The following is a 23,198-nucleotide window of genomic DNA, read 5'->3' as shown; positions in this document are numbered from 1 at the left end:
CCGCACATTCCCACTTTCCCCTAGACTAAGGGCAGCAACCTTGTTCAAACTGGCTGAGGAAAGTGGACTTTGACTGAGACAAACAATTTAAACTCTACCATCCAGAATGTCTCACGCAGGGAATTGCGAGATTTAGTGCGGACTCAGCTGCAAATGCTCCTAGAAACAGGAGACTTGCAGGGAGCAAAAGCTATTCTCGTACCTGTGCAGCCTGCGGATATTGCCGAGGCGATTGAGGGTTTGCCAGAAGCGATGCACGCTTTGGCTTTTCGCTTGCTTTCTAAGGATGAGGCTATAGAGGTTTATGAATATCTCGACTATAGTGTTCAAGAACGGTTAATTGAGGAACTTAAAAGTCAGGAAGTCCGCGATATTGTCGATCAAATGTCGTCGGATGACCGAGCTAGGTTATTTGATGAATTACCAGCAAAAGTCGTCAATCGCTTGCTAGAACAACTGAGTCCAGCAGAACGCCAAGCTACAGCCCAACTATTGGGTTATGAAGCTGATACTGCTGGGCGAATCATGACGCTAGAGTTAATCTCGCTGAAAGAAAACTTTACAGTATCTCAAGCCCTAGAGCGAATTCGCAACTTAGCTAATGCCAGTGAGATGATTTATTATCTTTATGTCATGGATGCAGCAAGGCGCTTAACGGGGATTGTATCGTTGCGGGAGTTAGTAACGTCTCAGCCTGAGCAAATTATTGGCGAAATTATGACCCGTGATGTGGTGTTTGTCCACACTGATACAGATCAGGAAGAAGTTGCAAGATTAATCCAAAGATATGATTTTTTGGCTGTGCCTGTAGTAGATCGAGAACAGCGTCTAGTAGGTATTGTCACCGTAGATGATGTGTTTGATATTCTGCAACAAGAAACCACCGAAGATATCTATGCCTTGGGTGGTGGTGTGCAGTCGGGGGGTGACAACTATTTTCAAATGAATTTACTAGAAATTGCGCGAAAGCGGGTTGTATGGTTATTGGTTTTACTTGTAACCAATACCATTACAGGAACGATTATTAAGTCGCAAGAAAGCCTTTTGGCAAAAGTGGTGACACTGACAGCGTTTATCCCTTTGCTGACTGGTACTGGTGGTAACGTAGGTGCCCAATCTTCTACAGTCGTGATTCGGGGGATGAATACTGATGAAATCCGATCGCTTGGCGCATTGCAGGTAATTGGCCGAGAGGCGATCGCAGGGGCATTATTGGGAGGAATGTTAGGTACGATTGCTACTGTCTGGGCTTACTTTCTACAAGGACAATTAGAAGTAGCGATCGCTGTCGGCACTAGTTTGGTCGCTATTTCTATTTTAGCTTCTATCTCCGGTTCAGCACTGCCATTTCTATTTCGCTACCTTCGTTTAGATCCGGCATTAATGTCCGCACCATTTATTACTACAGCAGTTGATGTCGTGGGTGTTTTGATTTACTTCAATTTAGCAAGGGTAATTTTAAAGTTATAAAAAAAGTTATTAGTCATTTGTCATTAGTGAAGAATAAAGTACAAATGACTAACTTTTACAATTCTGATTCTGTGTCTGGAGCAACAATTTCGCCAGTACCCAATTGCAGTATCATGTCCTGATCAGTAATCAATCCACTGAGTTCTTTTACTTGTAAATTCATTTCTTCACAAGCTTGTCTGAGTTCGCTAGCAAATTTGTTGAGGTCTTGACCATAGCCACATTGATAAGCAGCAGTTTCAATTCCTTGTTTGGCATTTGCTCTAGCACAATCTACGAGTTCTGTGCCATACAATGGTGTAGGAGATGCCATAGACGTAGTTATTATTTCTTAAATGATTTTCTCCTAGATAGACTATCAAGATTTCAATATTAATTCATCCCTCTAATGGAAGACCATGAGGGTAGAGTTATAAATTGAGAGTTAGGAGTTAAGGATTAAAAGGTTATAAATAAAGAATATACCGATTATAAATCCTAACTCCTAACTCCTAACTCCTAACTCTTAACTATTTCACTTAACCATTCACAACATCTCCACCATTGACATGTAACACTTGTCCAGAGACATAAGAACCATCATCAGAGGCTAAATATACGTAGCTAGGAGCAACTTCTTCAGGTTGTCCGGCTCGTTGCATTGGTACTTGTTTACCAAAAGTTTCAACTTTCTCTTCAGGAAAAGTTGAGGGAATTAAAGGTGTCCAAATTGGTCCTGGCGCGACAGCATTAACGCGAATTCCTTTTGACACCAGATTTTTTGATAAGGAGCGAGTAAAAGCCACGATCGCACCTTTTGTAGAGGAATAATCTAGTAATTGTGGGCTACCTTTATAAGCTGTTACCGATGTGGTATTGATAATAGAACTGCCTGCTTGTAAGTGCTTGAGTGCAGCTTTAGTCATGAAAAACATCGAGAATATATTTGTGCGGAAAGTTCGCTCTAGTTGTTCTTCGGTGATTTCTTCGATACTTTCTTTTGGATGTTGTTCGGCGGCATTGTTGATGAGAATATCGAGTTTGCCAAACTCACCAACTGTTTGTTGGATAGCTTGTTGACAAAAAGCTTCATTGCCAATATCACCTGCAATGGTAACTGCACGACGCCCTTGTTTTTCTACCAATTGTTTTGTTTCTTTGGCATCATCGTGTTCATTGAGGTAAAGAATCGCCACATCTGCACCTTCTTTAGCAAATGCGATCGCTACAGCACGACCAATACCACTATCTGCACCCGTAATCAATGCTACTTTATCTTGTAGCTTGCCACTACCCCGATACTGGGCATCATCTGATTTGGGTTTTGGCGTCATTTCTGATTCAACACCTGGTGCTTCTTGCTGCTGTGGCGGTTGTAATTGTTGCTCTTCTGAATTAGTCATAGGTTTTGTATTGGTAATTGAGTTTTAGATGTAATTAGGTACTTAGTAATTTGGGTTATGCCAGAGGTAATAAGTGAGAGGTGATAGGGAATAATCTGTCCCCATTTCAAACGTAAACCTTGGATCGAAAATTCAACCCAAGGTTTATTTTTTGCTTTGGTTCCCACTAACCATTTGCATAGGTGCTTATACCCCGGATGCTTACCAAACGTACTTATTGCTGGCAATTGTACGCGGCTTACATTATTTCTCCTCACACCTCACACACTATTTACCTGACCATGAAAAACAAGTACATAATTCTCGTGTGATGAAGGATTTTTACCTATCATCTGCTTTCAAGTTTACTATTATGTTGCTGTAGTTTATCGCTCTATAGAGGTAAAACAAGCTGGAATTAACTCAACCTTAAGACGTAAAATAAACAAAATAATAAGAGTGACTGAATTAGTCTACAATCCTCTCTTTTGTCTCAAGAACTATGCCATTTTCTCTAAATAAAAATAAAGATTGATATTTTCTGATTTTGTAATTGTAAAAATCCTTGCATTTATACCATCACTTTTCCTAAATGTTAATATTTATTTAGGCTGATATCTGCATAGTTACCTTCTTGCAAAAGTATCTGACAACTAGTCCACAAACTAATCGTCCAAAAGTCTGCGTGGTGCGCTACATTGAGATCATTAGAGGGTAGGGGTTATGGCAATACTAAATGTTTCCGAGTTAGAGCAGGTTGAAAAGTTTCGCCGCTTACAATTAACCCTGAGCGATCGCTGGAAAACGAGCGAGTCATTTGACAATAGTGAAGCGGATATTTTAATTATTCCTTCCCTAAGTCTCGACCAGCGCGAACTCCGAAAGATCGAGGGTTGTGAACATTATGAAGAAAGATTACTATTTTCTTTAATTCGGTTGCAAAATCCCCGGACTCGGCTGGTTTATGTAACATCAGTACCGCTACATCCTAGTATTATTGATTATTACTTACAACTGTTGCCAGGAATTCCTTTTTCTCATGCTCGCAGTCGCTTGGTGCTACTTTCTACTTACGATTCCTCCCTTAAACCTCTTAGCCAAAAGATTTTAGAACGCCCCCGCCTGCTAAAGCGGATTCATCAAGCTTTGAGGTTAGACAAATCATTTATGATCTGCTACAACTCTTCGCATTGGGAAGGCGAATTGTCTGTAAAATTGGGTGTACCTCTCTATGCTGCCGCACCAGATTTACAGATTTGGGGGACAAAAAGTGGTAGTCGGCAAATCTTCGCCGAAAGCGGAGTACCGCATCCAGATGGCAGCGAAAAAGTTTGGAACCACACAGATTTGGCAGAAGCTACCAGTGATTTGTGGGAACGACAACCGACATTAAAACGGGTAGTGGTAAAACTCAACGAAGGCATTTCGGGAGAAGGCAATGCATTGCTGGATCTTAGGCCAATTGAGAATTTAGCACCAGGTAAAGGGACTCATGCCGAAAGGGTAGCAGCGATTAGCGATCGCTTTTCAACAATGCGCTTTCAAGCAAAGCTTGAGACTTGGGATAACTTTTCAGGAAGAATCTCTGAATTGGGGGCAATCAGCGAAGCATTTCTGGAAGGGGAAATTAAGCTATCGCCCAGTGTTCAAGGACGAATCACACCGACTGGTGAAGTGGAAATTCTTTCAACCCACGACCAAATTCTCGGAGGTCCAGACGGTCAGATTTATTTAGGTTGTCGCTTTCCGGCTGATGAAAGCTATCGATTGCAATTACAGCAATTGGGAATACAAGTTGGCAGAAAGTTAGCAGAGAAAGGCACTTTAGAGCGATTTGGCGTAGATTTTATTGCCGTTGACAAGGGTAACCGAGAGTGGGATATTCAGGCGATCGAAATTAACCTGCGTAAAGGCGGTACAACTCATCCATTCATGACCCTGAAATTATTAACAAACGGGCGCTATGACCTTTCCACGGGTTTATTTTATAGTCAGCAAGGTCGTCCAAAATACTACATTGCCACAGATAATCTGCAAAAAGAGCGCTATCAGGGATTATTGCCTAATGATTTGATGGATATCATTGCTCACCACAGACTCCACTTTGATAGTGGTACTGAAACGGGCACAGTGTTTCATCTTATGGGTTGCCTTTCACAGTTTGGCAAGTTGGGATTAACCAGCATTGGTGATTCCCCGCAACAAGCACAAGATATTTATAACAAAGTCGTGAAAGTTCTCGATGAAGAAACCCGCAGCGAGAATCATGATTTATCCGCGTTTTCAGATTATTCTTTTCCCGTGGCTTGGGATGAATATGGTCATTAGTCATTAGTCATCAGTCATTTATCATTAGCTGATGCATGCCTAAATTGTATAAACACTCTTTACGGTCGTTAACTGTTAACTGTTAACTGTTGACGTTAGTTCTGAATGCGATCGCTATTAGGTATTTGCTGATTACTTGGCTGTTTTCCAGATTGAGATTGAGTATATATATAGGTTCCCAGCGCTAAAGTCAGCCCAATACCTAAGACAACTCCCACGATTCGCAAGAAATTGGGAGTAATTCTCGTAGTTAGCTGCTCATTTAGCCTTGGTTGGTAGATAGTGTCATCCGTTCGCACTTGTGTTCTGCCTTGATTGGATGCAGGTCGTGGTTGATACAACGTTACATCTGGCGGCACTTGTGGTTTACCTTGATTAGATGCACGTCGCGGTTGAAACAACGTCTTATCTGGTGGCACTTGGGGACTGCTTTGATTAGATCCAGGTCGTGGTTGAAACAATGTCTTATCTGGTGGCACTTGGGGACTGCCTTGATTAGATGCACGTCGCGGTTGAAACAACGTCTTATCTGGTGGCACTTGGGGGCTACTTTGATTAGATGCAGGTCGCGGTTGATACAAAGTAACGTCCGGTTTGTTGGCGTTCGGATTATTTACAGGACTCTGCTGATTTTGCTCGACTGGGTTAACCTGTCTGGGAACGGTTTCGTGATTTGAATCTTGATTGTACCCAGGCTGAGGGGGAGGAACTGTTTCTTCATATTGGCTTTGCTCAATCGGGTTAACCTGTCTGGGAACGGTTTCGTGATTTGAGCCTTGATTGTATGCAGATGGGGGACGAATAACCGTGTCCTCGTTCGATTGTCTGGGAATGGTTTCGTGATTTGAGCCTTGATTGTATGCAGATGGGGGGCGAATAACCGTGTCCTCGTTCGATTGTCTGGGAACGGTTTCGTGATTTGAGCCTTGATTGTATGCAGATGGGGGGCGAATAACCGTGTCCTCGTTCGATTGTCTGGGAACGGTTTCGTGATTTGAGCCTTGATTGTAGGAAGGTTGCGATTGCTCAGTACTCCCTGTAGCAAATTTGGCAGCAGCTTGCAAAGCCTGATTCAGTTCTTCTACGGTTGCAAATCGGTTAGCTGGGTTCTTGTGGAGGCATTTCATCACCACAGCTTCTAATTGTACGGATAAATGCTCACACCCTGGTTGCGATCGCAGTGGTTTCGGTGGCTCATAAGCATGAGCTAATACCCAAGAAGCTTCGCTGATATGACTGCCCTTAATGCTGATTCCAAATGGGTCAGCTCCACTCAGCATTTCGTAAAGGATAATCCCTAAACTGTAAATATCACCTCTAGCATCCAGGTTTTTATCACTTTGGATTTGCTCTGGAGGTGCGTAACGAAATGTACCGATAAATGTACTAGTTATATTTGTAATGTTGGAATTTTCTGAAGATTCACTGCGAATTTTGGCGACACCAAAATCCAAAACTTTTACCCACTCTCCCAAATCTGTAGGCACTAAAAATATATTATCTGGTTTCAAGTCACGATGAACTACCTGAATATGCTCAGTGCTTTTTCCGCCATCCCGTTGGAGAGTCACTCCTTGATGGGCAAGCTGTAGACCTTGACAAACTTGCCCCATAATATTCACAGTCCGCTCAACAGATAGCCGCTTTTCGCGCAGCATTAATTGTCTGAGCGTTTGCCCCCGCAAATATTCCATTACGTAAAATGGAAAACCTTCTGCGGTGACACCACAATCACTAATCTTAACAATGTGGTCACTTTGCAAAGCAGCACAAACTGCCACCTCACGCTCAAAACGCTTTCTCATTTCTTGTGATGCCAGCAGTGTATCTTTGAGCAACTTTAACGCTACCTGCTGACCTACACGGGTGTCCGTTGCCAGGAAGACTTCTCCCATGCCACCCCCGCCTAGTCGTCTATCTAAACGGTATCGCTGGTTATCACCTACGAAGCGACCAATCCAAGAATTTGAAGGAGGTGGGGATTTCATCTGGGGCAACCCATCCTAGTTATTTTAAACTGTTAACTTTAGTTCAGATATACTACTAGTGTTACAAATATGATTACTCTTAACTTAGATAAATCTTAGTAATATATGCTACTAGTGTTTATCTAATCATACTCAGCTTAACATATTAGTAGCTTAAAGTAATGCTAACAATTTGATAAAATGTTTAAAATTAAGACCCGTGGCGGTTGAAATTTGTTCCTGATGTGAAGTTCACGCAAATTTTATGAGGTTATCAGTTTCAGTAGTGCTGATTGCTAAGTATAGTACACTGTGGCGAAAGTTGACCTGTTTTTAACAAGGGGATTTTGCCTCTTGCGAAGTCTTGTTAATTGAGATAGTAGCTGGATTTACACCGTGCTGTACTAGTAGTTGAAAATGCGCTTTTGTATGCCTTGCTAATAGTTTTTGCTACAGAATAATTAAAGTTTTGCAAAATATATTCTGTCAATGTACTCTGGCTTACATGATTAATATGTGCTATTGCCATGAGGAACGAGGATGAGTAATGTGCTCTCTATAGCCGCCGTGACAGCAGTACTAAAAGCCTTGCTGGAAAATGGTTTAGTCAGTGATCCGATCACTGCTAGTGTTGGTGATGTAATTGTAACTGCCCTACCACCTGACCGAATTTCAGTTGAAGCTGACGAGCGCGCTCAAATCAACCTTTTTCTCTATCAGGTAACGCAGAATCGCAATGTTGATTGGTTATCTCAGGAATTTCGGAGCAAACACTCACGGATGAATGGTAACCCGCGCTCTCCGACTCCACCACTAGCTCTTGACCTCCATTACTTGCTTACAGCCTACGGAGCTAAGGATTTTCAGGCGGAGCTTTTATTGGGCTATGCAATGCATTTATTACATAAAACACCAGCTATTACATCTGATATTATTGAAAATGCTCTGATAAATGCCTCTACAACAAATACCTCAAGTGGTTTTTCACAAGCTTTAGCAAGTGTGTCTGTATACGATTTAGCTGAACAAATTGGGCAGATTAAATTGACTCCGGAGTTTTTTAATATGGAAGAAACTTCTAAGTTATGGTCTGCTTTACAAACCCACTATCGACCTTCAGCTACCTATCTGGCATCAATGGTATTGATTGAAAGTAGCAATGATAAGTCTGAAGGTTTATATATGATGCCCTTGTCTCAACCGAATATAGAGCAAGTTTTGGCTCCAGCAAAAACTGATCAAATGATTGTTGCGGGCACAACATTAGTAATTCGTGGGAAGCGGTTACGCGGTGAAATCACTCAAATCCGATTAAGTAATACCGAGACATTGCTAGTACCTCAAGAAGTTAAAGAAACGCAAATTAGTCTGTTACTCCCACCAGATTTGTACGCAAGTGTGCAGGGTATCCAAGTTGTACATCTAACAATAGGCAATGCAGAACAAATGGATCATTTAGTTGAATCCAACGTTGCGGCTTTTGTCCTCCATCCAACAATTACAGCATTTGTGGCTCAAGTGGAGAATAGCAGTGACAATTTACGCACGGCAGAAATTACCGTTAAATTCCAGCCTAAAGTTGGTAAGGCACAGAGGGTAGTTTTGCTACTTAACGAAGCCTCAGGTGATAGTCCGGTAGCTTACTCTTTCTTGGTTGCGCCACGCACTGAAGATACTGATGTTATAACTATTCCTGTCAAAAACGTAAAGCCAGCAACTTATATTGTCCGGGTGCAGGTAGATGGAGCAGAAAGTCCACTGCACAAAAATCAGTCTGGGGAATATGATTCGCCACAGGTGACAATTTTATGAATGCAACGATCTGGATACTGATTATACAGGGCGGTTGAATGCGATCACTATGCAAACATCGAAGTATGTCTGATGCGTGAGTGCTGCTTGTACCTCACTTAAAAAGCAAACTGCTTTAAGGAGGCAAAAGGCAGAAGGCAGCGTGAGTGGTTCACCTTAGCACAACTTGAAGCGTTTCTTGCCAATCTAACTGCAACTTTGAGTGAGCATTGCCGCTATTAATGGCAATTTCTACCCAGCCGTGACTGCCAATTAAAGCTACTACCTCTCCCACGTTGACATCACTGTAAGTTTCACAGCCTGGTATACTCAACTTATCGGCTTGCACACACCAAGCTTTACCTTGTACGTAACTGCCGGGAATGTTGCTCACTAGGTTGCCAAAATTGTCAATATATTGAATGCAACCCACTAGACCATTGCTTGTCTGTTTGCACTCGCCTATATCCAGTTTTACCAAACTTTCTGGATCAATTTCTTGTCCTAGCTCTTTAAGGGAAACACCACTAGCAAGATTAGCTCCCACTGGTGCAAAGATATCTCTACCGTGAAAAGTGTTGCTTGGTTGAGGAGTTCGCCAATAGTTAAGATTTGTAAGTTCGACGGCTGCGATCGCAGGACTTTGACTAAGTACCCCGCTAAAGATACCATTATCTGGACCTACGAGAAACCCTTGAGCAAATTCTACTGCGATCGCTCGTCGCTTGCTTCCTACACCCGGATCTACTACCGCCATATGCACTGTCCCAACTGGGAAATAAGGATAAGCATTCATCAGGCAAAACCTAGCTGCGGCTATATCTTGCGGCGGAATTTGGTGCGTTAAGTCTACTACCGTAAGTCTGGGGTTGATTTGGGCTATGACACCCTTCATTATGCCTACATAAACATCGCGATCGCCAAAATCGCTCAATAAAGTTAGGAGTAGTTGCTGACCTATCTGGTTCTTAGACATATTTTAGGTAAAATATACATTAAGTAGTAACTTTCTGTAGCAACAGCTACAAAATTTATGCTATGTTAAGAATGCAAGATATAAAGCAAAAAATTAAAGAAGGTAATCACTATGAATCAAAATAGACTACAAAGTACCAGAAAATCACAAGAAGCCCACAGAGAGAATATTCAAAAAAGCTTAGAGCATCGCTTGCAAGTAGCTAGAGCAAAGGGCGACGAACAACTTATTCGTCAACTGGAAGCTGAAATGAGGTATTCCAGCTAAATCAAGTTTTCAATGTTCTTAGTTTGTTGTGTAACCCGCTATGGCGGGTTTTTTTTGTTTTTAAGGTGTTTCCTGGTAATTTGGTTCTTACAGCGTTTTTCAATTAGTTGAATTACCCCACTCCCATCCTCACCTCATACTTCTGGCTCAACACCCAAGGCTCGTAACTGTGCCGCCAAGCGTTCAGCTCGTTGCAAAGCAGTTTCTTTAGCTTCTCGCTCTTGTTCGGCTCGTAAACGTTCTTGTTCAGCTCGTTCTGCACCAGTAGGAATTACATTACCCGTCGCGTCACACCACCTCAGCCAAACATCCCGCTTACCTTCATACGCACCTTCCCACAAACATAAACCTAGCTCAACTTCAGTCAGCCATTGCTCACTCATGGGTATATATTGCCGCCCACGTAACTCGTACATCTGTAGAACTTCACCACCAAGTTGTCGAGTTGGATCAAAGATAATGTAGTACATTACCCGCATCCTGGCATACTCTAAGATTTTTCGTCCTGTTTCATTGCCTTCTCGATTTGAAACAATTTCAATCACCACCTCTGGCGGTTTACCAAAATCCCAGAAAAAATAAGAGCGATGCCGTCTTTCCCACCAGTTATCAGCTACTTGTACATCCAGGCTCAAAAATACATCAGGCACAATCGGCGGTTGTTTGTTACTGGGAAACAACCCCACATTGGCAGCCACGAGAAACCCTTGGGCATTACTAGGCCCGTTCCAAGAACTGTAAAGTGTTTCTGTCAGCAGCCGTTGTTGTTTTTCAGATGGCAGACTATCCAAGGGTTCATCGTCCTCTGTCACCAGATGACTAACATCTGGTAACAAATCTTCTGGTAATAAGCCAGCGTCTGTCAAGATGATAGATTCACTCATAAGGAATTCTGGGGGTAGCAGCTTAATTCTATTGTGGCAGCAGCATTAATCCCTTTCATCCTACCAGTAGATTTTCTACACCTATTGTTGTCGTCGTAGTTGCTACCTGGATAATCCTACCGTATTGCGATCGCCACTGTAGTGCATTAAAAACTGTTAGATAGCCAATTTATAGCGGTTGCTGCAAAGGCGAAACCCACCGATACCAGCAAAAAGCTCTAAGGCTTTGAGTTTGTTTGTTGTCATGCCACTATTGCAACCGCAAAGCATAATGGTAAAACTCTTCATTCTTAACGTAATCTCGCGCTTCATAGAGTTTTTGTGCGGTTATGTTAGAAATTTGAGTAGATAAAATTACTCGAATTGCTCTACTTTCTTTTGCGTATTCTTCCGCAACACTCATCAATAATTTTGCAATTCCCCTGCGGCGATGTGACTCTTCTACATACAAATCGTTCAATATCCATACTCGTTTCATCGACACTGAAGAAAAACTGGGATAAAGCTGAGTAAATCCAACTAATTCTCCATTGTCATTAGCTGCAAACACTACCGAGTCATTATTGTTGAAACGTTCTTTGAGAAACTCCTTGGCAGCTTCAAGGTTTGATGGCTGATTGTAAAAAATGCGATATCGATCAAATAGTACTGAAACACTTTCAAGATGATTAATATTAGCTAATAAAACTTCCATTGAGTATCCTTATCAATTCAACAAGAACAGCAAGCTTTCATAATTAAACTTAGTTTTTATTTTTGAGATTGTTGTACAAGTCAACCTAGTATTTTAAAGAGAATCAATGCATAATTGCAAGTAGTTAGTGGGCAATCTAGCCCTTGCAAGTTCACTCCTAAAATCTCTGGTTTCCTCTCTGCGCTCTTTGTAACTCTGCGGTTTAAAAGTGATTTATTGAACCACAGAGGCGCAGAGAACACAGAGAGAAGAGGAATTATTATCCGAAAATTTTACCCACTTTGAAAGCGCTAGTAAGCATTGCCCACCCTACTTAGACAATTTCTTAGTTCATTAAGATTTTGGTTTATAAGTCGAAGCAACGTGCAATTCTTTCAACTGTTTAGCATCTACACTCGAAGGTGCATCTGTTAATAAACAACGTGCTTGTTGTGTCTTCGGGAAAGCAATGACATCTCGAATAGATTCTTCGCCAGCTAGCAACATTACCAAACGATCTAAACCGTAGGCGATGCCACCATGCGGTGGTGTACCATATTCAAATGCTTCTAAGAGAAAGCCAAATTTACTTTGTGCTTCTTCAGGAGATAAACCAATCGCTTCAAACACCTGCTGTTGAACTTCTCGCTGATAAATCCGCAGACTTCCGCCGCCAACTTCTACGCCGTTGAGTACCAAGTCGTAAGCTTGGGCGCGTGCAGTTTTTAAGTCGCTCAAATCATCAGGATGTGGTGCTGTAAACGGGTGGTGCAGTGCTTCTAAACGTTTTTCGTCAGCATTCCACTCGAACATCGGGAAATCTGTAATCCAGAGCAAGTTAATTTTTTCTGGATCAATTAAGTTAAATTCTTTAGCGATCGCTTGCCGTAATCTATCTAAAGTCTTATTAACTGTACCAGCTTCCCCTGCGCCAAACAATAGCAAATGTCCAGCTTTTGCACCTGTACGGTGTAAAATTTCTTGTTTTTGTTCAACGCTTAGGTTGTCTTTAATCGCGCCAATGGTGTCAATTTCGCCATCATCTCTGACGCGGATATAAGCTAAACCTTTAGCACCGGCTTCGCTGGCTTCTTTAAATAAATCGCCGCCTGGTTTAATGCGGACATTAGAAATTACATCGTTACCGTTGGGAATGGGCAGGATTTTGACGATACCACCATTAGTTACAGTGTCTCGAAAGACTTTGAAACCGGAGTCTTTGACAATATCTGAGACATCAACTAATTCCAAACCATAGCGGGTATCTGGTTTATCACTACCGTAGCGTTCCATCCCCTCAGCGTAAGTCAAACGGGGGAAAGGACGCTGTAACTCAATGCCTTTAACGGTTTTGAAGATATGACAAACTAAGTTCTCGTTTAGTTCGATAATTTCTTCTTGGGACATGAAGCTCATTTCCATGTCCAACTGAGTGAATTCTGGTTGTCTGTCGGCGCGTAAATCTTCGTCACGAAAGCAACGGGCAATCTGATAATATCTATCTAAGCCGGATACCATCAGCAATTGTTTAAATAGCTGGGGTGATTGCGGCAAAGCATACCACTCACCAGGATTGACGCGGCTGGGTAGAACATAATCCCGTGCCCCTTCTGGGGTAGAACGGGTAAGGATTGGGGTTTCGACTTCGATAAAACCTTCCAAATCTTCCAGATAACGACGCATGGCTTTGACAATTTGATGACGCATTTGCAAATTTTGCGCCATGCGTTCGCGTCGCAAATCCAAATAGCGATATTTTAGCCGCAAGTCTTCCCGCACTGTCTCGGTGTCAGCTACAGAAACTTGGAAAGGTAACTGTTTGCGGACAGCATTCAGGAGTTCAATTTTATCGGCATAGATTTCTACCTCGCCTGTTGGGATGCGGGTATTCAGCGATTCTTCGGGACGTTGCGTTACCCTACCAGTGATTTCGACAACATATTCATTTCGCAGGGCGTTCGCCTGCTCATAAGAATCTGGGGTGCGTTGCGGATCGCTGACGATTTGGACAATTCCAGAGCGATCGCGTAAATCTAAAAATATCACACCACCGTGATCGCGGCGACGGTCTACCCATCCGTAAAAGGTAACAGTTTCTCCAATATGTTCTTTTCGGAGTTCGCCGCAATAATGAGTTCGCATAAGTGTTAATTATTGTTTCCTGGGCTAGATTAGCAAGAAAATGTCAAAGCTTTCCCATTATCTAGCATCAATAGTAATTGTAGTAGTTCTAGTTGAAGAAAAAATGGAATATCACACTACATATATAGGAGAATCCATGAGATCAGAAGGGTAAGTTTTACCTATTTTTACAATAGTTCCCGGAATTCATCACGGCTGATCTGACAGTCACGGAGTATCTGTGCTAACAAACCAGAACCAATTGTTTCACCAGAATGCACTGGAACAACAGTTCGACGACCATCACTGTGTATCAAAAAATGGTGACTACCTCGGATTCTTGCTATCTCAAAACCTGCTTTTTTTAAAGCTGTAATTACTTCCCGTCCAGTCAAACTCGGTAGCTTGCTCATACTTGAACAGAAACCCTCTGCACACCAATAAACTCTAATGCTTCAGCGTTTTCTTGTTCAACCTCTAAACAAAGTTCAATAGCTTCTTTAATCCGCTCTATAAGTTCGTCTAGAGATTTGGCTTGGGTGTGACATCCAGCAAGATTAGGCACGGAGGCAACAAAATAACCCTCAGAGTCGCGTTCTATAATGACGTTAAATTCTCTGGTCATCTGGAGGTTGTTGTTTGGTGAGGTCATCTAATTTTAGAGTAATTGAGTAGCTGCGGGCAATTATCGCTGATGCAACCCACAAATTTAAAAGAAGGATTTTCTTCTAAATCCTTTTTTACTTGAAAACGATTCTCCATGCTCAAATGTGCAAAATTGTGCAGAAGCTTGCGATCGCTGTGCCAGTGAATGTGAAAAACACGATAATGATCACTGTAAACGCTGTGCCCAATCTTGTAGCCATTTGGCTGCTCTTCCTTCTATTTACCCCCTTAAAAAGGGGGTCGCCGTAGGCGGGGGGATCTTAACCGAACTGTATTGAGACCACTCCGGTCATGAGTTAGACCGCTCCCATAAGTCCGGGAACCGCTCCCATAAGTTCGGGAACCGCTCCCATAAGTTCGGGAGCCGCTCCCATAAGTTCGGGAACCGCTCCCATAAGTTCGGGAGCCGCTCCCATAAGTTCGGGAACCGCTCCCATAAGTTCGGGAACCGCTCCCATAAGTTCGGGAGCTGCTTCCATAAGTTCGGTAGCTGCTCCCATAAGTTCGGGAGCCGCTTCCATAAGTTCGGGAGCCGCTACAGTTGCAATTATTGATAAGTACAGCTTAAATATGGTGTGCAGCAAGTCGTTGGAATGCCGACGATGCTGGAATATTTGCGAGGTGCTGACGTATCACCTCTGCACACGCACCTGGGCTTAACAACGAGGTATCGACTTCAAGATCATAGATGCCAGGGATGTGAACTTCACGTTGCCATAACTGAACCGGATGTGGCATCAACGAGTCGGCTGTACTTCCCACTTTCCCCCCTGTGTTTTGTCGCCGTTCCATAATGGTTTCAATGGGGCAACAAACGCCTACAAACAAGACCGGCAATCCGTTCAAACGCCGCGCACTATCGGCTAAAATGCCCCGTGGGATTGCGTAGGCATCATGGTGTCCAACATCAACCACGACATTCAGACCCAAGCGGCTGTGGGCGGCGATGGACTCATACATGGCGCTGTACAGAATAGGAACAAGAGGTTCGATGTCCTGGCGTTCTCCCCCTGGCCGCAGACCGATCCCAGGCAGGTATCGTGGGGGAGTCATTTGCATAAACCTATCGACACCCAAGTTCATCCAAAGACCATCAAATGTCTCCTGGATAACTGCGACAATGCTCGACTTCCCTGATCGTGGGGCACCATTCAGGATGATAATCTGTCCTAGCTCCTGTGTCTGCCCCATGATTGCTCCTCAATATATATAGTTAGCAGTTCCACGTTAAAGCTAAAACGTTGAATCGGCAATTGAAAATGCTTCTATCTCAGCTGATGCCTCAGTTATGCTCTTATACCGCGTGGATAATATAGCGCTTCTCGTTTGTATGCAATAGACTTTGACCTCTCTCCTTTTAAGAGAGAGGCTTTGAATCTTACTCCCCTTCCCTTATAGGGAAGGGGTTGGGGGTTAGGTCTGTATTGTCTCAACTGAGAAATCGGATCCCATTCAACTTAGAGATTAAGGTAAAATTATGAGTAAGAATATTAAGAAATTTAAAGAAACTAATCGATGTCCAGCATTTCTCTTGACAAAAGTAACTCTCATGTTGTTGTTATCGGTGCGGGAATAGGTGGACTGACTGCTGGAGCATTATTAGCTCATAGAGGTTACAGCGTCTTAATTTTGGATCAGGCTCTCGTCCCCGGAGGCTGTGCTTCAACATTTAAACGCCAGGGATTTACCTTTGATGTGGGCGCAACTCAGGTGGCGGGGTTGGAACCAGGGGGAATTCACCACCGCATTTTCTCAGAATTAGAAATAGATTTGCCACAAGCAACGCCTTGTGATCCGGCTTGTGCGGTCTATTTACCTGGGGAAAGCACACCGATTAATGTCTGGCGCGACCAAGAGAAATGGCAAGAGGAACGACAAAAACAGTTTCCTGGTAGCGAACCATTCTGGCAATTGATGGCAACTTTGTTTGATGCCAGTTGGGAATTTCAAGGACGCGACCCGGTGCTACCACCACGTAATTTATGGGATTTGTGGCAACTAGCGCAAGCGGTGCGTCCCAGTACATTAATTACCGTCCCCTTCACTTTGTTTACGGTAGGAGATGCTTTACGGTTATGTGGATTGGGAAATGACCAAAGACTGAGAACTTTTTTAGATTTGCAATTGAAGCTCTACTCCCAGGTGGATGCAGAACAGACAGCATTACTTTATGCAGCCACAGCGTTGAGTGTATCCCAACTGCCCCAAGGATTGTTTCACCTCCAGGGAAGTATGCAAGTATTAAGCGATCGCTTGGTACAATCCTTAGAAAGAGATGGCGGCAAGTTGTTGATGCGCCACACTGTAGAACAAATCAAAGTAGAAAACGGCAAAGCTACTGCTGTAGTCATTAGAAATCAGAAAACTGGCGAAGTCTGGACAGAAGCTGCTGACCACATAGTTAGCAATGTCACCGTGCAAAACTTGGTGCAGTTATTGGGAGAACAAGCACCATCTGGATATAAAAATCGGGTGGAAAAACTGCCCCAAGCATCGGGCGCATTTGTAGTTTATTTGGGTGTAGATGCCAGCGCGATTCCGCCTGAATGCCCTCCGCACCTGCAATTTCTGTACGATGTCAATGGCCCCATTGGCGAGAATAATTCCTTATTTGTTTCCGTCAGTCATCCTGGAGATGGCCGCGCACCAGAGGGGAAAGCGACAATTATTGCTTCTTCATTTGTCGATCCTGCACAGTGGTGGGAGACTGAAGATTATGAAAAACTAAAAGAAAAGTTTACCCAAGAAGCGATCGCTCGTCTTGCTCAATACTTTTATCTCAAACCAGAAACGATTATTTATCAAGAAGCGGCAACACCGCGCACTTTTGCCCATTTCACAGCTCGCGATCGCGGTATAGTTGGCGGTATTGGTCAAAGAATTCCTACCTTTGGCCCCTTTGGATTCGCCAATCGTACACCCATCCAAAATTTGTGGTTAGTTGGTGACTCCACCCATCCCGGCGAAGGTACGGCTGGGGTGAGTTATTCGGCGCTGACGGTAGTTAGGCAAATTGAAGCCTAAAAATTAGATGCGCTTGTGCTATCCAGGCTTACGTGCTGCGAATATCAAAAACAGAGGAATACGCTTTCGTCGCTCATAGATTTGCACGTCTTGAAAGTGTTCGCGTTGCGGACACGCTTCACGCAAATCCTCAATGATAAATCCAGCTGCATTGAGGAGATGAAAATAGTCTTCCACCGTGCGGTGATACTTTTGCACCGTGCCACCGAGCCAATCCGTAACTCGCAGTCCAGTCGTAAAATAGTTATCGATAATCCAATCTTGGCGGAGCGTCCCAGAAGTCCATCCAGCGTCAGAAGAAGTAATTACAGGATGCTCGACCGAAAAAACAAACAGTCCCCCAGGTGTGAGTGTGTGGAATATCTGGGTGCAAATTGGTGCTAAATCAGCGACATAATGCAGAGAGAGTCGCGCAATAACTAAATCAAATGCTGCCTGTGGATATATCCAATTCTCAATCGTCTGCTCAATGATCTGACCATTCGTATCAGCAAGTGTTTTGGTTGCGACGGCAGCCATCTTGTGTGAGCCTTCGATACCAGTGTAGCTCGCAGCGCCGCGATCAAAGAGTTCTCGCCCAATTGCCGCATCGCCACATCCTAAATCGAGGATATGTTTACCAGTAATGGGTCGAATCAGATCCATCATCACTGGCTTTTCAAGGGTATCATTCGGTGTATCTATACGTTGACGATGGCGCATATAGGTTGCAAAAACCGCCTCATCATCATAGAAATTTGGGCCTGTCTGCTCCATACTTGCTGTTCCTTTGCAGTAGGCTGATGACATCATTGGCATATTAGCAGATCAACAATGAATACAGGTTAGTACGGGGAGCAATTTAACTTTAATTAAAAACTCTGCCTTGATTGTAAAGGCAAGTCATACTTATAACCGATGGCAAACAGGACACAAAACTGATGAAATAAGGTTAGTGTTGCGAATCTGGAGTAATGACAGACAGCGTTTTAATTCTAGGTGGACGAGGGCGGATTGGTAGCAGTGTTGCTCATGATCTCGCTACCCATACGCAAGCTCAAATTACGATTACTGGACGTTCTGCGGAGTTTGGGAAGGCTGTTAGCTTGTCTTCAGGAGGACAAGTTGAGTTTTTGGTGTTGGATTTGGCAGAAGTTGACAAGTTGCAAGATGCGATCGCAAACTCTAACTTAGTCATCCATTGTGCTGGCCCATTTCACTATCGAGATACTAATGTTCTTGAAACCTGTATTGCTCAAGGCGTTAATTATGTAGATGTCAGCGATCATCGTTCTTATACCAGCAAAGCTCTCAATTATAATGAACAAGCTGCTGCTGCTGGTGTGACAGCAATTATTAATACTGGCATTTTTCCTGGTATTTCTAACAGCATGGTGCGTCAAGGTGTTGAACAATTTGATAAACCAGAAAAGATCCATTTAAGTTATTTAGTTTCGGGTTCTGGCGGTGCTGGCATTACAGTGATGCGGACAACTTTTCTTGGGTTGCAGTATCCTTTTGAGACTTGGATAGATGGAAAATGGAAGATAATCAAGCCTTATAGTGAAAGAGAATTAGTTGATTTTCCACCTCCCTATGGACGCACCGGAGTTTACTGGTTTGATATGCCAGAAACCTTTACACTGCCCAAAGCTTTCCCATCAGTAAAAACTGTAATTACTAAGTTTGGCTCTGTTCCCGATTTTTACAATCACCTAACCTGGATTGCGGCACATATTTTTCCCAAGTGGTTAATGCAGCGTCGTTACATGATTGAATTTCTGTCTCATGTCAGCCATTCAATGACAGATGTCACTAATAACTTTACTGGGATTGGTGTAGCAGTTCGTTCAGAAGTTACAGGGCAAAAAGATGGTGAAACCGCCGTTTATTGTTCAACTGTAGTGCATGAAAATACAGCAGTGGCTTCTGGTTGCGGCACAGGTAGTATTGCTCAATTATTGCTAGAAGGTAAACTTAAAAAACCAGGTGTTTTTACTGTGGAAGAAGCACTTCCAACAGATTTATTTGAAGAAGTAATGCAAAGCCGAGGAATTAAAGTTAATCACAGTTGGTTATAGGTTAATACGCTTAGGTTAGGCACACTGGTAAGAATTCTATCCGATTTTACGAAATATTAAGATACATAGGTAGGGGCGTACAAATGTACGCCCCTACTAGATGTGAAAATTAATATACCTTGCGGTAGAAGTAAAAACTGTACCTAAACATTTAGGATGCCTGTGAGCCTGAAGTATTGAATATATTTATACATAACCAAGGCTTATAACAGAACAACAGGAGGAGTTTTTCGTGCAAAAAATTCTATTAACTTTAAAACAAGTATTACGTTCAAGCTGTTTGGTTATTGGTTTAATTATTTTCATTAGCTTGTCAGGTTCTTTCATTTTCGTTCAGCAAGCTAGTTATGCAACTACTCTTGAAGAATTAAAGCTAATACCCCCAGAGTATAAACCAAATTCTGAAGAAAAAATTAATCGTGCTAACGAATTTGACCCAGGTATTGGTATTCAAGAAGAAGAACGACAAGAAGCTTATGAGCAAGCAATAAAAGATTCAAAAAATCTTACTACTCTAGAGAAGACTTACGAAAGGAATTTGAAGGCTGAACAAGCACAAAATCCCCCAGAAACTTTTGGTGAGAAAGCGAAAGAAGTTATTGAAAAGGTGACAGGTAAATAGGAAATATAGACCTAACTCTTAACCCCCTCTCTTGTAGGGAATGGGAGTAATATTCAAAGCCTCTGTCCGGTTTTAAGTTAGGTTTAGAAGATTAAATTGTAGGGTGTGTTATCGCTGAGAGTACGGCACCACTAAAAACTTAAAGTACGTTAAGCTTTGATATGCCACACCCTACAAACAAAAATTGCTTTTACTCAAATTCATCTATTGTGGCAGGAGGAGTAGCATTTCTCCGATTAACAATATTGCGCTCATACCACTTCATTAATGGAGTTGCACTAATGCCATGTATAATCACAGAAGCCACAATAGTAGTGTAAGTTATCCAAGCAATTTGTTCGGCTGCTTCACCTTTTAAGCCATTACCAAACGCATAGGCAAGATAATATAAAGAGCCTACGCCGCGAATACCAAACCATCCAAACAACCACCTAGTTCCTGGGTGCATGGTTCGGCGGTGTGCCTCTACAGGGCGTTTACCTATTGTGCTAATCCAAACTCCTACAGGTCGGATTATGAATAATAATAAAATTATAACTAATAAAGATTGCATACCATACTTAAGGATTGGCTGCAATAATAATATTGAACCCAATACTAAAATTGTCCCAACTTCTAGGAGCTTTTCAACTTGCTCAACAAATTCCAACTGTGCTAGCGGTTTTTCAGGATTTCTGTAACTGCGTTGGACAACTAAGCCAGCAACAAATACTGCCAAAAATCCATAGCCATTCACCATTTCTGTTAAGGAATAAGTTAGTAGAATTGTGCTGATAGCAATAAAATCTTCCATTAGCTTATCGGCACGACGGCGTTTTTGAATTCTTTTTTCAATCCAAACTATAGATTTGGCGACAACAATTCCCATAACAATGCCAGCTGCGATCGCCCAAATTAAATCAACCGCAATCCACTCTTTAAACCAGTTGCCCCAGTTGTCATCTTTTAATGCATGAATGCCAAAATAAACGAAGGGAAAAGCTAAAGCATCATTTAAGCCACCTTCAGAAGTTAAACCAAATCTCAACTCATCTTGGTCATTTGTATCGGTAAGTTGTACTTCTGATGCTAATACTGGATCGGTAGGTGCAAGAATTGCTCCTAATAAAATCGCTTCTCCCCAATTCATTCCTAAAAAGAATTTACCCACAACAGCCAGAGCAAAGATGGAAATTGGCATCAAAAATATAACCAATCGGGCTGTAATACCCCAATCCCCCAATCTTAAAGGACGAACTATTTTTAAACCGCAGCTAAACACAGAAATAATTACTACAAGTTCTGTTATTTTTTCTAGCAGTTCGGCATTAAAAACTTCATCTCGACGTAATTGAATCAGCCCAAAGGCGTAAGGACCTAGCAAAATACCAACTAGTAGGTAGATAATAGCAAAAGAAAGAGGTAAGCGAGCAATCCAACCTGACCCTAATGTGACTATCAGTAGAAGTAGACCAATCACAAATAGGTCAATAATATAGATATCTACCATATAGCAATTTATATATAAATTAGGCGTTACTTTGTAAGCTTAGTTGCAATACCATGATGTTAGAACTTACCTATGGGCAGATTTTCTTGAATTGCAGATTGGGGATTTACACACGCTACCAAATTTGAGAAAAAGAAAATAGATAAATGTGGCGTTGGCTTTGCCCAACTTAGGTATCGCGTTTTGATTTTTCGCGTTTGGATTAAAACACAGCCCATAAAACAATGGGATGTAGCACCAATACAGTTCGGTTAATAAAGTTAGCTGTTGAGGGGAGGCAGGGGAGCAGGGGGAGAGAAATTAGTCTATATTTCCTACTTTCTCACTCAGACATTGCCTTTTTAGTACAAATATACTATAGTAGATATAGCGTTCACAAAGCCTAGCGAAATGTATAACGGCTCTGTGAAAACCTTCTGGAAGATGGATTCAAGGGTTAGTTCGATGATGAAGCATTACATTCTCAACCTCAATCCGACTGCCAAGCATGAATGGGATCGGTGTATTTTACGTGACCCACTGACTGCCAAACGCCCAGACATTGCTAAATTAATTGCTGAAGCGGTTGGTGCTGATACAGGCAGTTATTTAGTAAGTGTGAATATCGAAGTTCAAGTTTTGCAGCAAGCCGCAGTCCCTCAAGCCGAACAACTCTCGCTTTCATTTCCTGAAGTGAGTGTGCCGTCACAACCACAACTGCGAGAAGCGGCTTGAGCTATAGTGCAGAATTTAGCAGAAAATCAAGCCTGCCTATACAGGCTTACTTCGTATAGCCGCAGACTTTGGTCTGACGGCTAACAAAATCATAACTTTATGGGTGGAATTAATTTTAGAACGGAAAATTAATAGCGTTAAAATTCATGAAAGCGACTGTAAATAACAAGTGGATAATGATCGCTATCTCTGCACTTCAAACATCGCCTTTTCCACCACATTTAAGTACATTTATACTATAATAGATATATAGCGTTCACCAAGCTTAGTTAAGTATAAAACTGCTCTGTGACAGCCTTTTGGAAAATGGATTCAAGGGTTAGTTTTATACTTAAACACGACATTTTTGACCTTAGAGGAAAATTATTAAATGATGCAACTGAGTCATTATCCAGCTGCGATCGCACAAGCTGCCCAACGGGCTAATGAAATAGATTCTCAGTTGATGGCAGTGCAGCACCAAATTAACCGATTTGAAGGCAATGCTGATCGTGTCGCTGCTTTTGAGATAGATTTGAAAAACGATGCTCAACGCAAGGCTCGTCGCTTTGAAGTGCTGCTTGTAAATCAGGAATATCAAAAGGCAATAGACACCCAAATTCGATTAACTATCGATAAAGCAAATGCGATCGGTCATTTGGAATATCTGCGTAACCAGTTTAGTGTAGCTAAGTTAGAAGCAAGATTAGCGATCGCTCAACAACTTTCTGATTTAGAATCTCGTGAATTAGTTGGTTTGTAATCACGCCTATAAACCTAGATTTAAATCTGGGGTTATTCTGCAA

22 protein-coding genes are annotated in these 23,198 nt (G+C 42.4%); 9 read left to right on the top strand and 13 right to left on the bottom strand.

What is annotated here, in order from left to right; translation table 11 throughout:
• Positions 1 to 69: 69 nt before the first annotated feature.
• Positions 70 to 1,470: a magnesium transporter gene (gene mgtE / locus H6G96_RS24625; protein WP_190914391.1), complete on the top strand. Its 1,401-nt coding sequence runs from the start codon at positions 70 to 72 to the stop codon at positions 1,468 to 1,470.
• Positions 1,471 to 1,525: 55 nt separating this feature from the next.
• Here the strand turns inward: mgtE and H6G96_RS24620 are convergent, their stop codons facing one another.
• Positions 1,526 to 1,783, bottom strand: coding sequence for a hypothetical protein (locus H6G96_RS24620; RefSeq protein WP_190914389.1), 258 nt, complete (start codon positions 1,781 to 1,783; stop codon positions 1,526 to 1,528).
• A 205-nt stretch (positions 1,784 to 1,988) separates the two neighbouring features.
• Complete coding sequence (locus H6G96_RS24615; RefSeq protein ID WP_190914387.1) at positions 1,989 to 2,852, bottom strand: SDR family oxidoreductase; 864 nt, start codon at positions 2,850 to 2,852, stop codon at positions 1,989 to 1,991.
• 702 nt (positions 2,853 to 3,554) lie between these two features.
• Here H6G96_RS24615 and H6G96_RS24610 point away from each other — a divergent pair.
• Entirely contained in the window at positions 3,555 to 5,159 is a 1,605-nt protein-coding gene (locus H6G96_RS24610; RefSeq protein ID WP_190914385.1) for a peptide ligase PGM1-related protein, read from the top strand.
• Positions 5,160 to 5,254: 95 nt separating this feature from the next.
• On the opposite strand, the gene H6G96_RS24605 is transcribed toward H6G96_RS24610, so the two are convergent.
• Positions 5,255 to 7,147, bottom strand: coding sequence for a serine/threonine-protein kinase (locus H6G96_RS24605; protein ID WP_190914383.1), 1,893 nt, complete (start codon positions 7,145 to 7,147; stop codon positions 5,255 to 5,257).
• 519 nt (positions 7,148 to 7,666) lie between these two features.
• Here H6G96_RS24605 and H6G96_RS24600 point away from each other — a divergent pair.
• Positions 7,667 to 8,938: a DUF4255 domain-containing protein gene (locus H6G96_RS24600; protein ID WP_190914381.1), complete on the top strand. Its 1,272-nt coding sequence runs from the start codon at positions 7,667 to 7,669 to the stop codon at positions 8,936 to 8,938.
• Between the two features lie 151 nt (positions 8,939 to 9,089).
• Here H6G96_RS24600 and H6G96_RS24595 read toward each other — a convergent pair whose 3' ends face one another.
• Positions 9,090 to 9,893 (bottom strand): SAM-dependent chlorinase/fluorinase, encoded by an 804-nt coding sequence (locus H6G96_RS24595; protein WP_190914379.1) that lies wholly within the window; start codon positions 9,891 to 9,893, stop codon positions 9,090 to 9,092.
• A 111-nt stretch (positions 9,894 to 10,004) separates the two neighbouring features.
• Between H6G96_RS24595 and H6G96_RS24590 the strand changes: the two genes are divergently transcribed.
• Positions 10,005 to 10,160, top strand: a complete 156-nt coding sequence (locus H6G96_RS24590) for a hypothetical protein (protein WP_190914377.1) — start codon at positions 10,005 to 10,007, stop codon at positions 10,158 to 10,160.
• A gap of 134 nt (positions 10,161 to 10,294) precedes the next feature.
• Here H6G96_RS24590 and H6G96_RS24585 read toward each other — a convergent pair whose 3' ends face one another.
• From H6G96_RS24585 to H6G96_RS24550, 7 genes are all read right to left on the bottom strand, one after another.
• The gene (locus H6G96_RS24585) at positions 10,295 to 11,044 is read right to left on the bottom strand and encodes a Uma2 family endonuclease (protein ID WP_190914375.1); all 750 of its coding nucleotides are present in this window, start codon (positions 11,042 to 11,044) and stop codon (positions 10,295 to 10,297) included.
• 250 nt (positions 11,045 to 11,294) lie between these two features.
• Positions 11,295 to 11,738 (bottom strand): GNAT family N-acetyltransferase, encoded by a 444-nt coding sequence (locus H6G96_RS24580; protein ID WP_190914373.1) that lies wholly within the window; start codon positions 11,736 to 11,738, stop codon positions 11,295 to 11,297.
• Between the two features lie 333 nt (positions 11,739 to 12,071).
• A complete protein-coding gene (aspS, locus tag H6G96_RS24575) occupies positions 12,072 to 13,859 on the bottom strand; it encodes an aspartate--tRNA ligase (RefSeq protein WP_190914371.1) in 1,788 nt (595 codons plus the stop codon).
• Positions 13,860 to 14,026: 167 nt separating this feature from the next.
• Entirely contained in the window at positions 14,027 to 14,251 is a 225-nt protein-coding gene (locus H6G96_RS24570) for a type II toxin-antitoxin system HicA family toxin (RefSeq protein ID WP_190914369.1), read from the bottom strand.
• Positions 14,248 to 14,490 (bottom strand): type II toxin-antitoxin system HicB family antitoxin, encoded by a 243-nt coding sequence (locus tag H6G96_RS24565; RefSeq protein ID WP_242063383.1) that lies wholly within the window; start codon positions 14,488 to 14,490, stop codon positions 14,248 to 14,250. The genes H6G96_RS24570 and H6G96_RS24565 overlap by 4 nt, the downstream gene beginning before the upstream one ends.
• Before the next feature lie 310 nt (positions 14,491 to 14,800).
• Positions 14,801 to 15,088, bottom strand: a complete 288-nt coding sequence (locus tag H6G96_RS24555; RefSeq protein WP_190914365.1) for a hypothetical protein — start codon at positions 15,086 to 15,088, stop codon at positions 14,801 to 14,803.
• Entirely contained in the window at positions 15,069 to 15,695 is a 627-nt protein-coding gene (locus H6G96_RS24550; RefSeq protein WP_190914363.1) for a chloramphenicol phosphotransferase, read from the bottom strand. Before H6G96_RS24550 ends, H6G96_RS24555 begins: the two co-directional genes overlap by 20 nt.
• A 324-nt stretch (positions 15,696 to 16,019) precedes the next feature.
• On the opposite strand from H6G96_RS24550, the gene crtD reads away from it, so the two are divergent.
• Positions 16,020 to 17,528: a C-3',4' desaturase CrtD gene (gene crtD, locus H6G96_RS24545; protein ID WP_190914361.1), complete on the top strand. Its 1,509-nt coding sequence runs from the start codon at positions 16,020 to 16,022 to the stop codon at positions 17,526 to 17,528.
• Between the two features lie 18 nt (positions 17,529 to 17,546).
• Here crtD and H6G96_RS24540 read toward each other — a convergent pair whose 3' ends face one another.
• Positions 17,547 to 18,284 (bottom strand): class I SAM-dependent methyltransferase, encoded by a 738-nt coding sequence (locus H6G96_RS24540; RefSeq protein WP_190914359.1) that lies wholly within the window; start codon positions 18,282 to 18,284, stop codon positions 17,547 to 17,549.
• 197 nt (positions 18,285 to 18,481) lie between these two features.
• On the opposite strand from H6G96_RS24540, the gene H6G96_RS24535 reads away from it, so the two are divergent.
• Entirely contained in the window at positions 18,482 to 19,588 is a 1,107-nt protein-coding gene (locus H6G96_RS24535; protein ID WP_190914357.1) for a saccharopine dehydrogenase NADP-binding domain-containing protein, read from the top strand.
• Positions 19,589 to 19,820: 232 nt separating this feature from the next.
• Complete coding sequence (locus H6G96_RS24530) at positions 19,821 to 20,210, top strand: hypothetical protein (RefSeq protein ID WP_190914355.1); 390 nt, start codon at positions 19,821 to 19,823, stop codon at positions 20,208 to 20,210.
• Positions 20,211 to 20,400: 190 nt separating this feature from the next.
• Here the strand turns inward: H6G96_RS24530 and H6G96_RS24525 are convergent, their stop codons facing one another.
• Positions 20,401 to 21,699, bottom strand: a complete 1,299-nt coding sequence (locus tag H6G96_RS24525) for a sodium:proton antiporter (protein ID WP_190914353.1) — start codon at positions 21,697 to 21,699, stop codon at positions 20,401 to 20,403.
• Positions 21,700 to 22,143: 444 nt separating this feature from the next.
• Between H6G96_RS24525 and H6G96_RS24520 the strand changes: the two genes are divergently transcribed.
• Together H6G96_RS24520 and H6G96_RS24515 are read left to right on the top strand one after the other, a co-directional pair.
• A complete protein-coding gene (locus H6G96_RS24520; protein WP_069069307.1) occupies positions 22,144 to 22,413 on the top strand; it encodes a hypothetical protein in 270 nt (89 codons plus the stop codon).
• A gap of 370 nt (positions 22,414 to 22,783) precedes the next feature.
• Entirely contained in the window at positions 22,784 to 23,155 is a 372-nt protein-coding gene (locus H6G96_RS24515; protein WP_190914351.1) for a hypothetical protein, read from the top strand.
• The last annotated feature ends 43 nt before the right edge of the window (positions 23,156 to 23,198 follow it).

Source organism: Nostoc sp. FACHB-892 (genome assembly GCF_014698795.1).
Lineage (GTDB): Bacteria > Cyanobacteriota > Cyanobacteriia > Cyanobacteriales > Nostocaceae > Nostoc.
This window is presented reverse-complemented; position numbering and strand designations above follow the sequence as displayed.

Bases quoted from the DNA above. Each gene is read 5' to 3' on its own strand.
- H6G96_RS24620 (WP_190914389.1), bottom strand. From the start codon at position 1,783: ATGGCATCTCCTACACCATTGTATGGCACAGAACTCGTAGATTGTGCT.
- H6G96_RS24615 (WP_190914387.1), bottom strand. From the start codon at position 2,852: ATGACTAATTCAGAAGAGCAACAATTACAACCGCCACAGCAGCAAGAA.
- H6G96_RS24610 (WP_190914385.1), top strand. From the start codon at position 3,555: ATGGCAATACTAAATGTTTCCGAGTTAGAGCAGGTTGAAAAGTTTCGC.
- H6G96_RS24605 (WP_190914383.1), bottom strand. From the start codon at position 7,147: ATGAAATCCCCACCTCCTTCAAATTCTTGGATTGGTCGCTTCGTAGGT.
- H6G96_RS24600 (WP_190914381.1), top strand. From the start codon at position 7,667: ATGAGTAATGTGCTCTCTATAGCCGCCGTGACAGCAGTACTAAAAGCC.
- H6G96_RS24595 (WP_190914379.1), bottom strand. From the start codon at position 9,893: ATGTCTAAGAACCAGATAGGTCAGCAACTACTCCTAACTTTATTGAGC.
- H6G96_RS24590 (WP_190914377.1), top strand. From the start codon at position 10,005: ATGAATCAAAATAGACTACAAAGTACCAGAAAATCACAAGAAGCCCAC.
- H6G96_RS24585 (WP_190914375.1), bottom strand. From the start codon at position 11,044: ATGAGTGAATCTATCATCTTGACAGACGCTGGCTTATTACCAGAAGAT.
- H6G96_RS24580 (WP_190914373.1), bottom strand. From the start codon at position 11,738: ATGGAAGTTTTATTAGCTAATATTAATCATCTTGAAAGTGTTTCAGTA.
- aspS (WP_190914371.1), bottom strand. From the start codon at position 13,859: ATGCGAACTCATTATTGCGGCGAACTCCGAAAAGAACATATTGGAGAA.
- H6G96_RS24570 (WP_190914369.1), bottom strand. From the start codon at position 14,251: ATGAGCAAGCTACCGAGTTTGACTGGACGGGAAGTAATTACAGCTTTA.
- H6G96_RS24565 (WP_242063383.1), bottom strand. From the start codon at position 14,490: ATGACCTCACCAAACAACAACCTCCAGATGACCAGAGAATTTAACGTC.
- H6G96_RS24550 (WP_190914363.1), bottom strand. From the start codon at position 15,695: ATGGGGCAGACACAGGAGCTAGGACAGATTATCATCCTGAATGGTGCC.
- crtD (WP_190914361.1), top strand. From the start codon at position 16,020: ATGTCCAGCATTTCTCTTGACAAAAGTAACTCTCATGTTGTTGTTATC.
- H6G96_RS24540 (WP_190914359.1), bottom strand. From the start codon at position 18,284: ATGGAGCAGACAGGCCCAAATTTCTATGATGATGAGGCGGTTTTTGCA.
- H6G96_RS24535 (WP_190914357.1), top strand. From the start codon at position 18,482: ATGACAGACAGCGTTTTAATTCTAGGTGGACGAGGGCGGATTGGTAGC.
- H6G96_RS24525 (WP_190914353.1), bottom strand. From the start codon at position 21,699: ATGGTAGATATCTATATTATTGACCTATTTGTGATTGGTCTACTTCTA.
- H6G96_RS24520 (WP_069069307.1), top strand. From the start codon at position 22,144: ATGATGAAGCATTACATTCTCAACCTCAATCCGACTGCCAAGCATGAA.
- H6G96_RS24515 (WP_190914351.1), top strand. From the start codon at position 22,784: ATGATGCAACTGAGTCATTATCCAGCTGCGATCGCACAAGCTGCCCAA.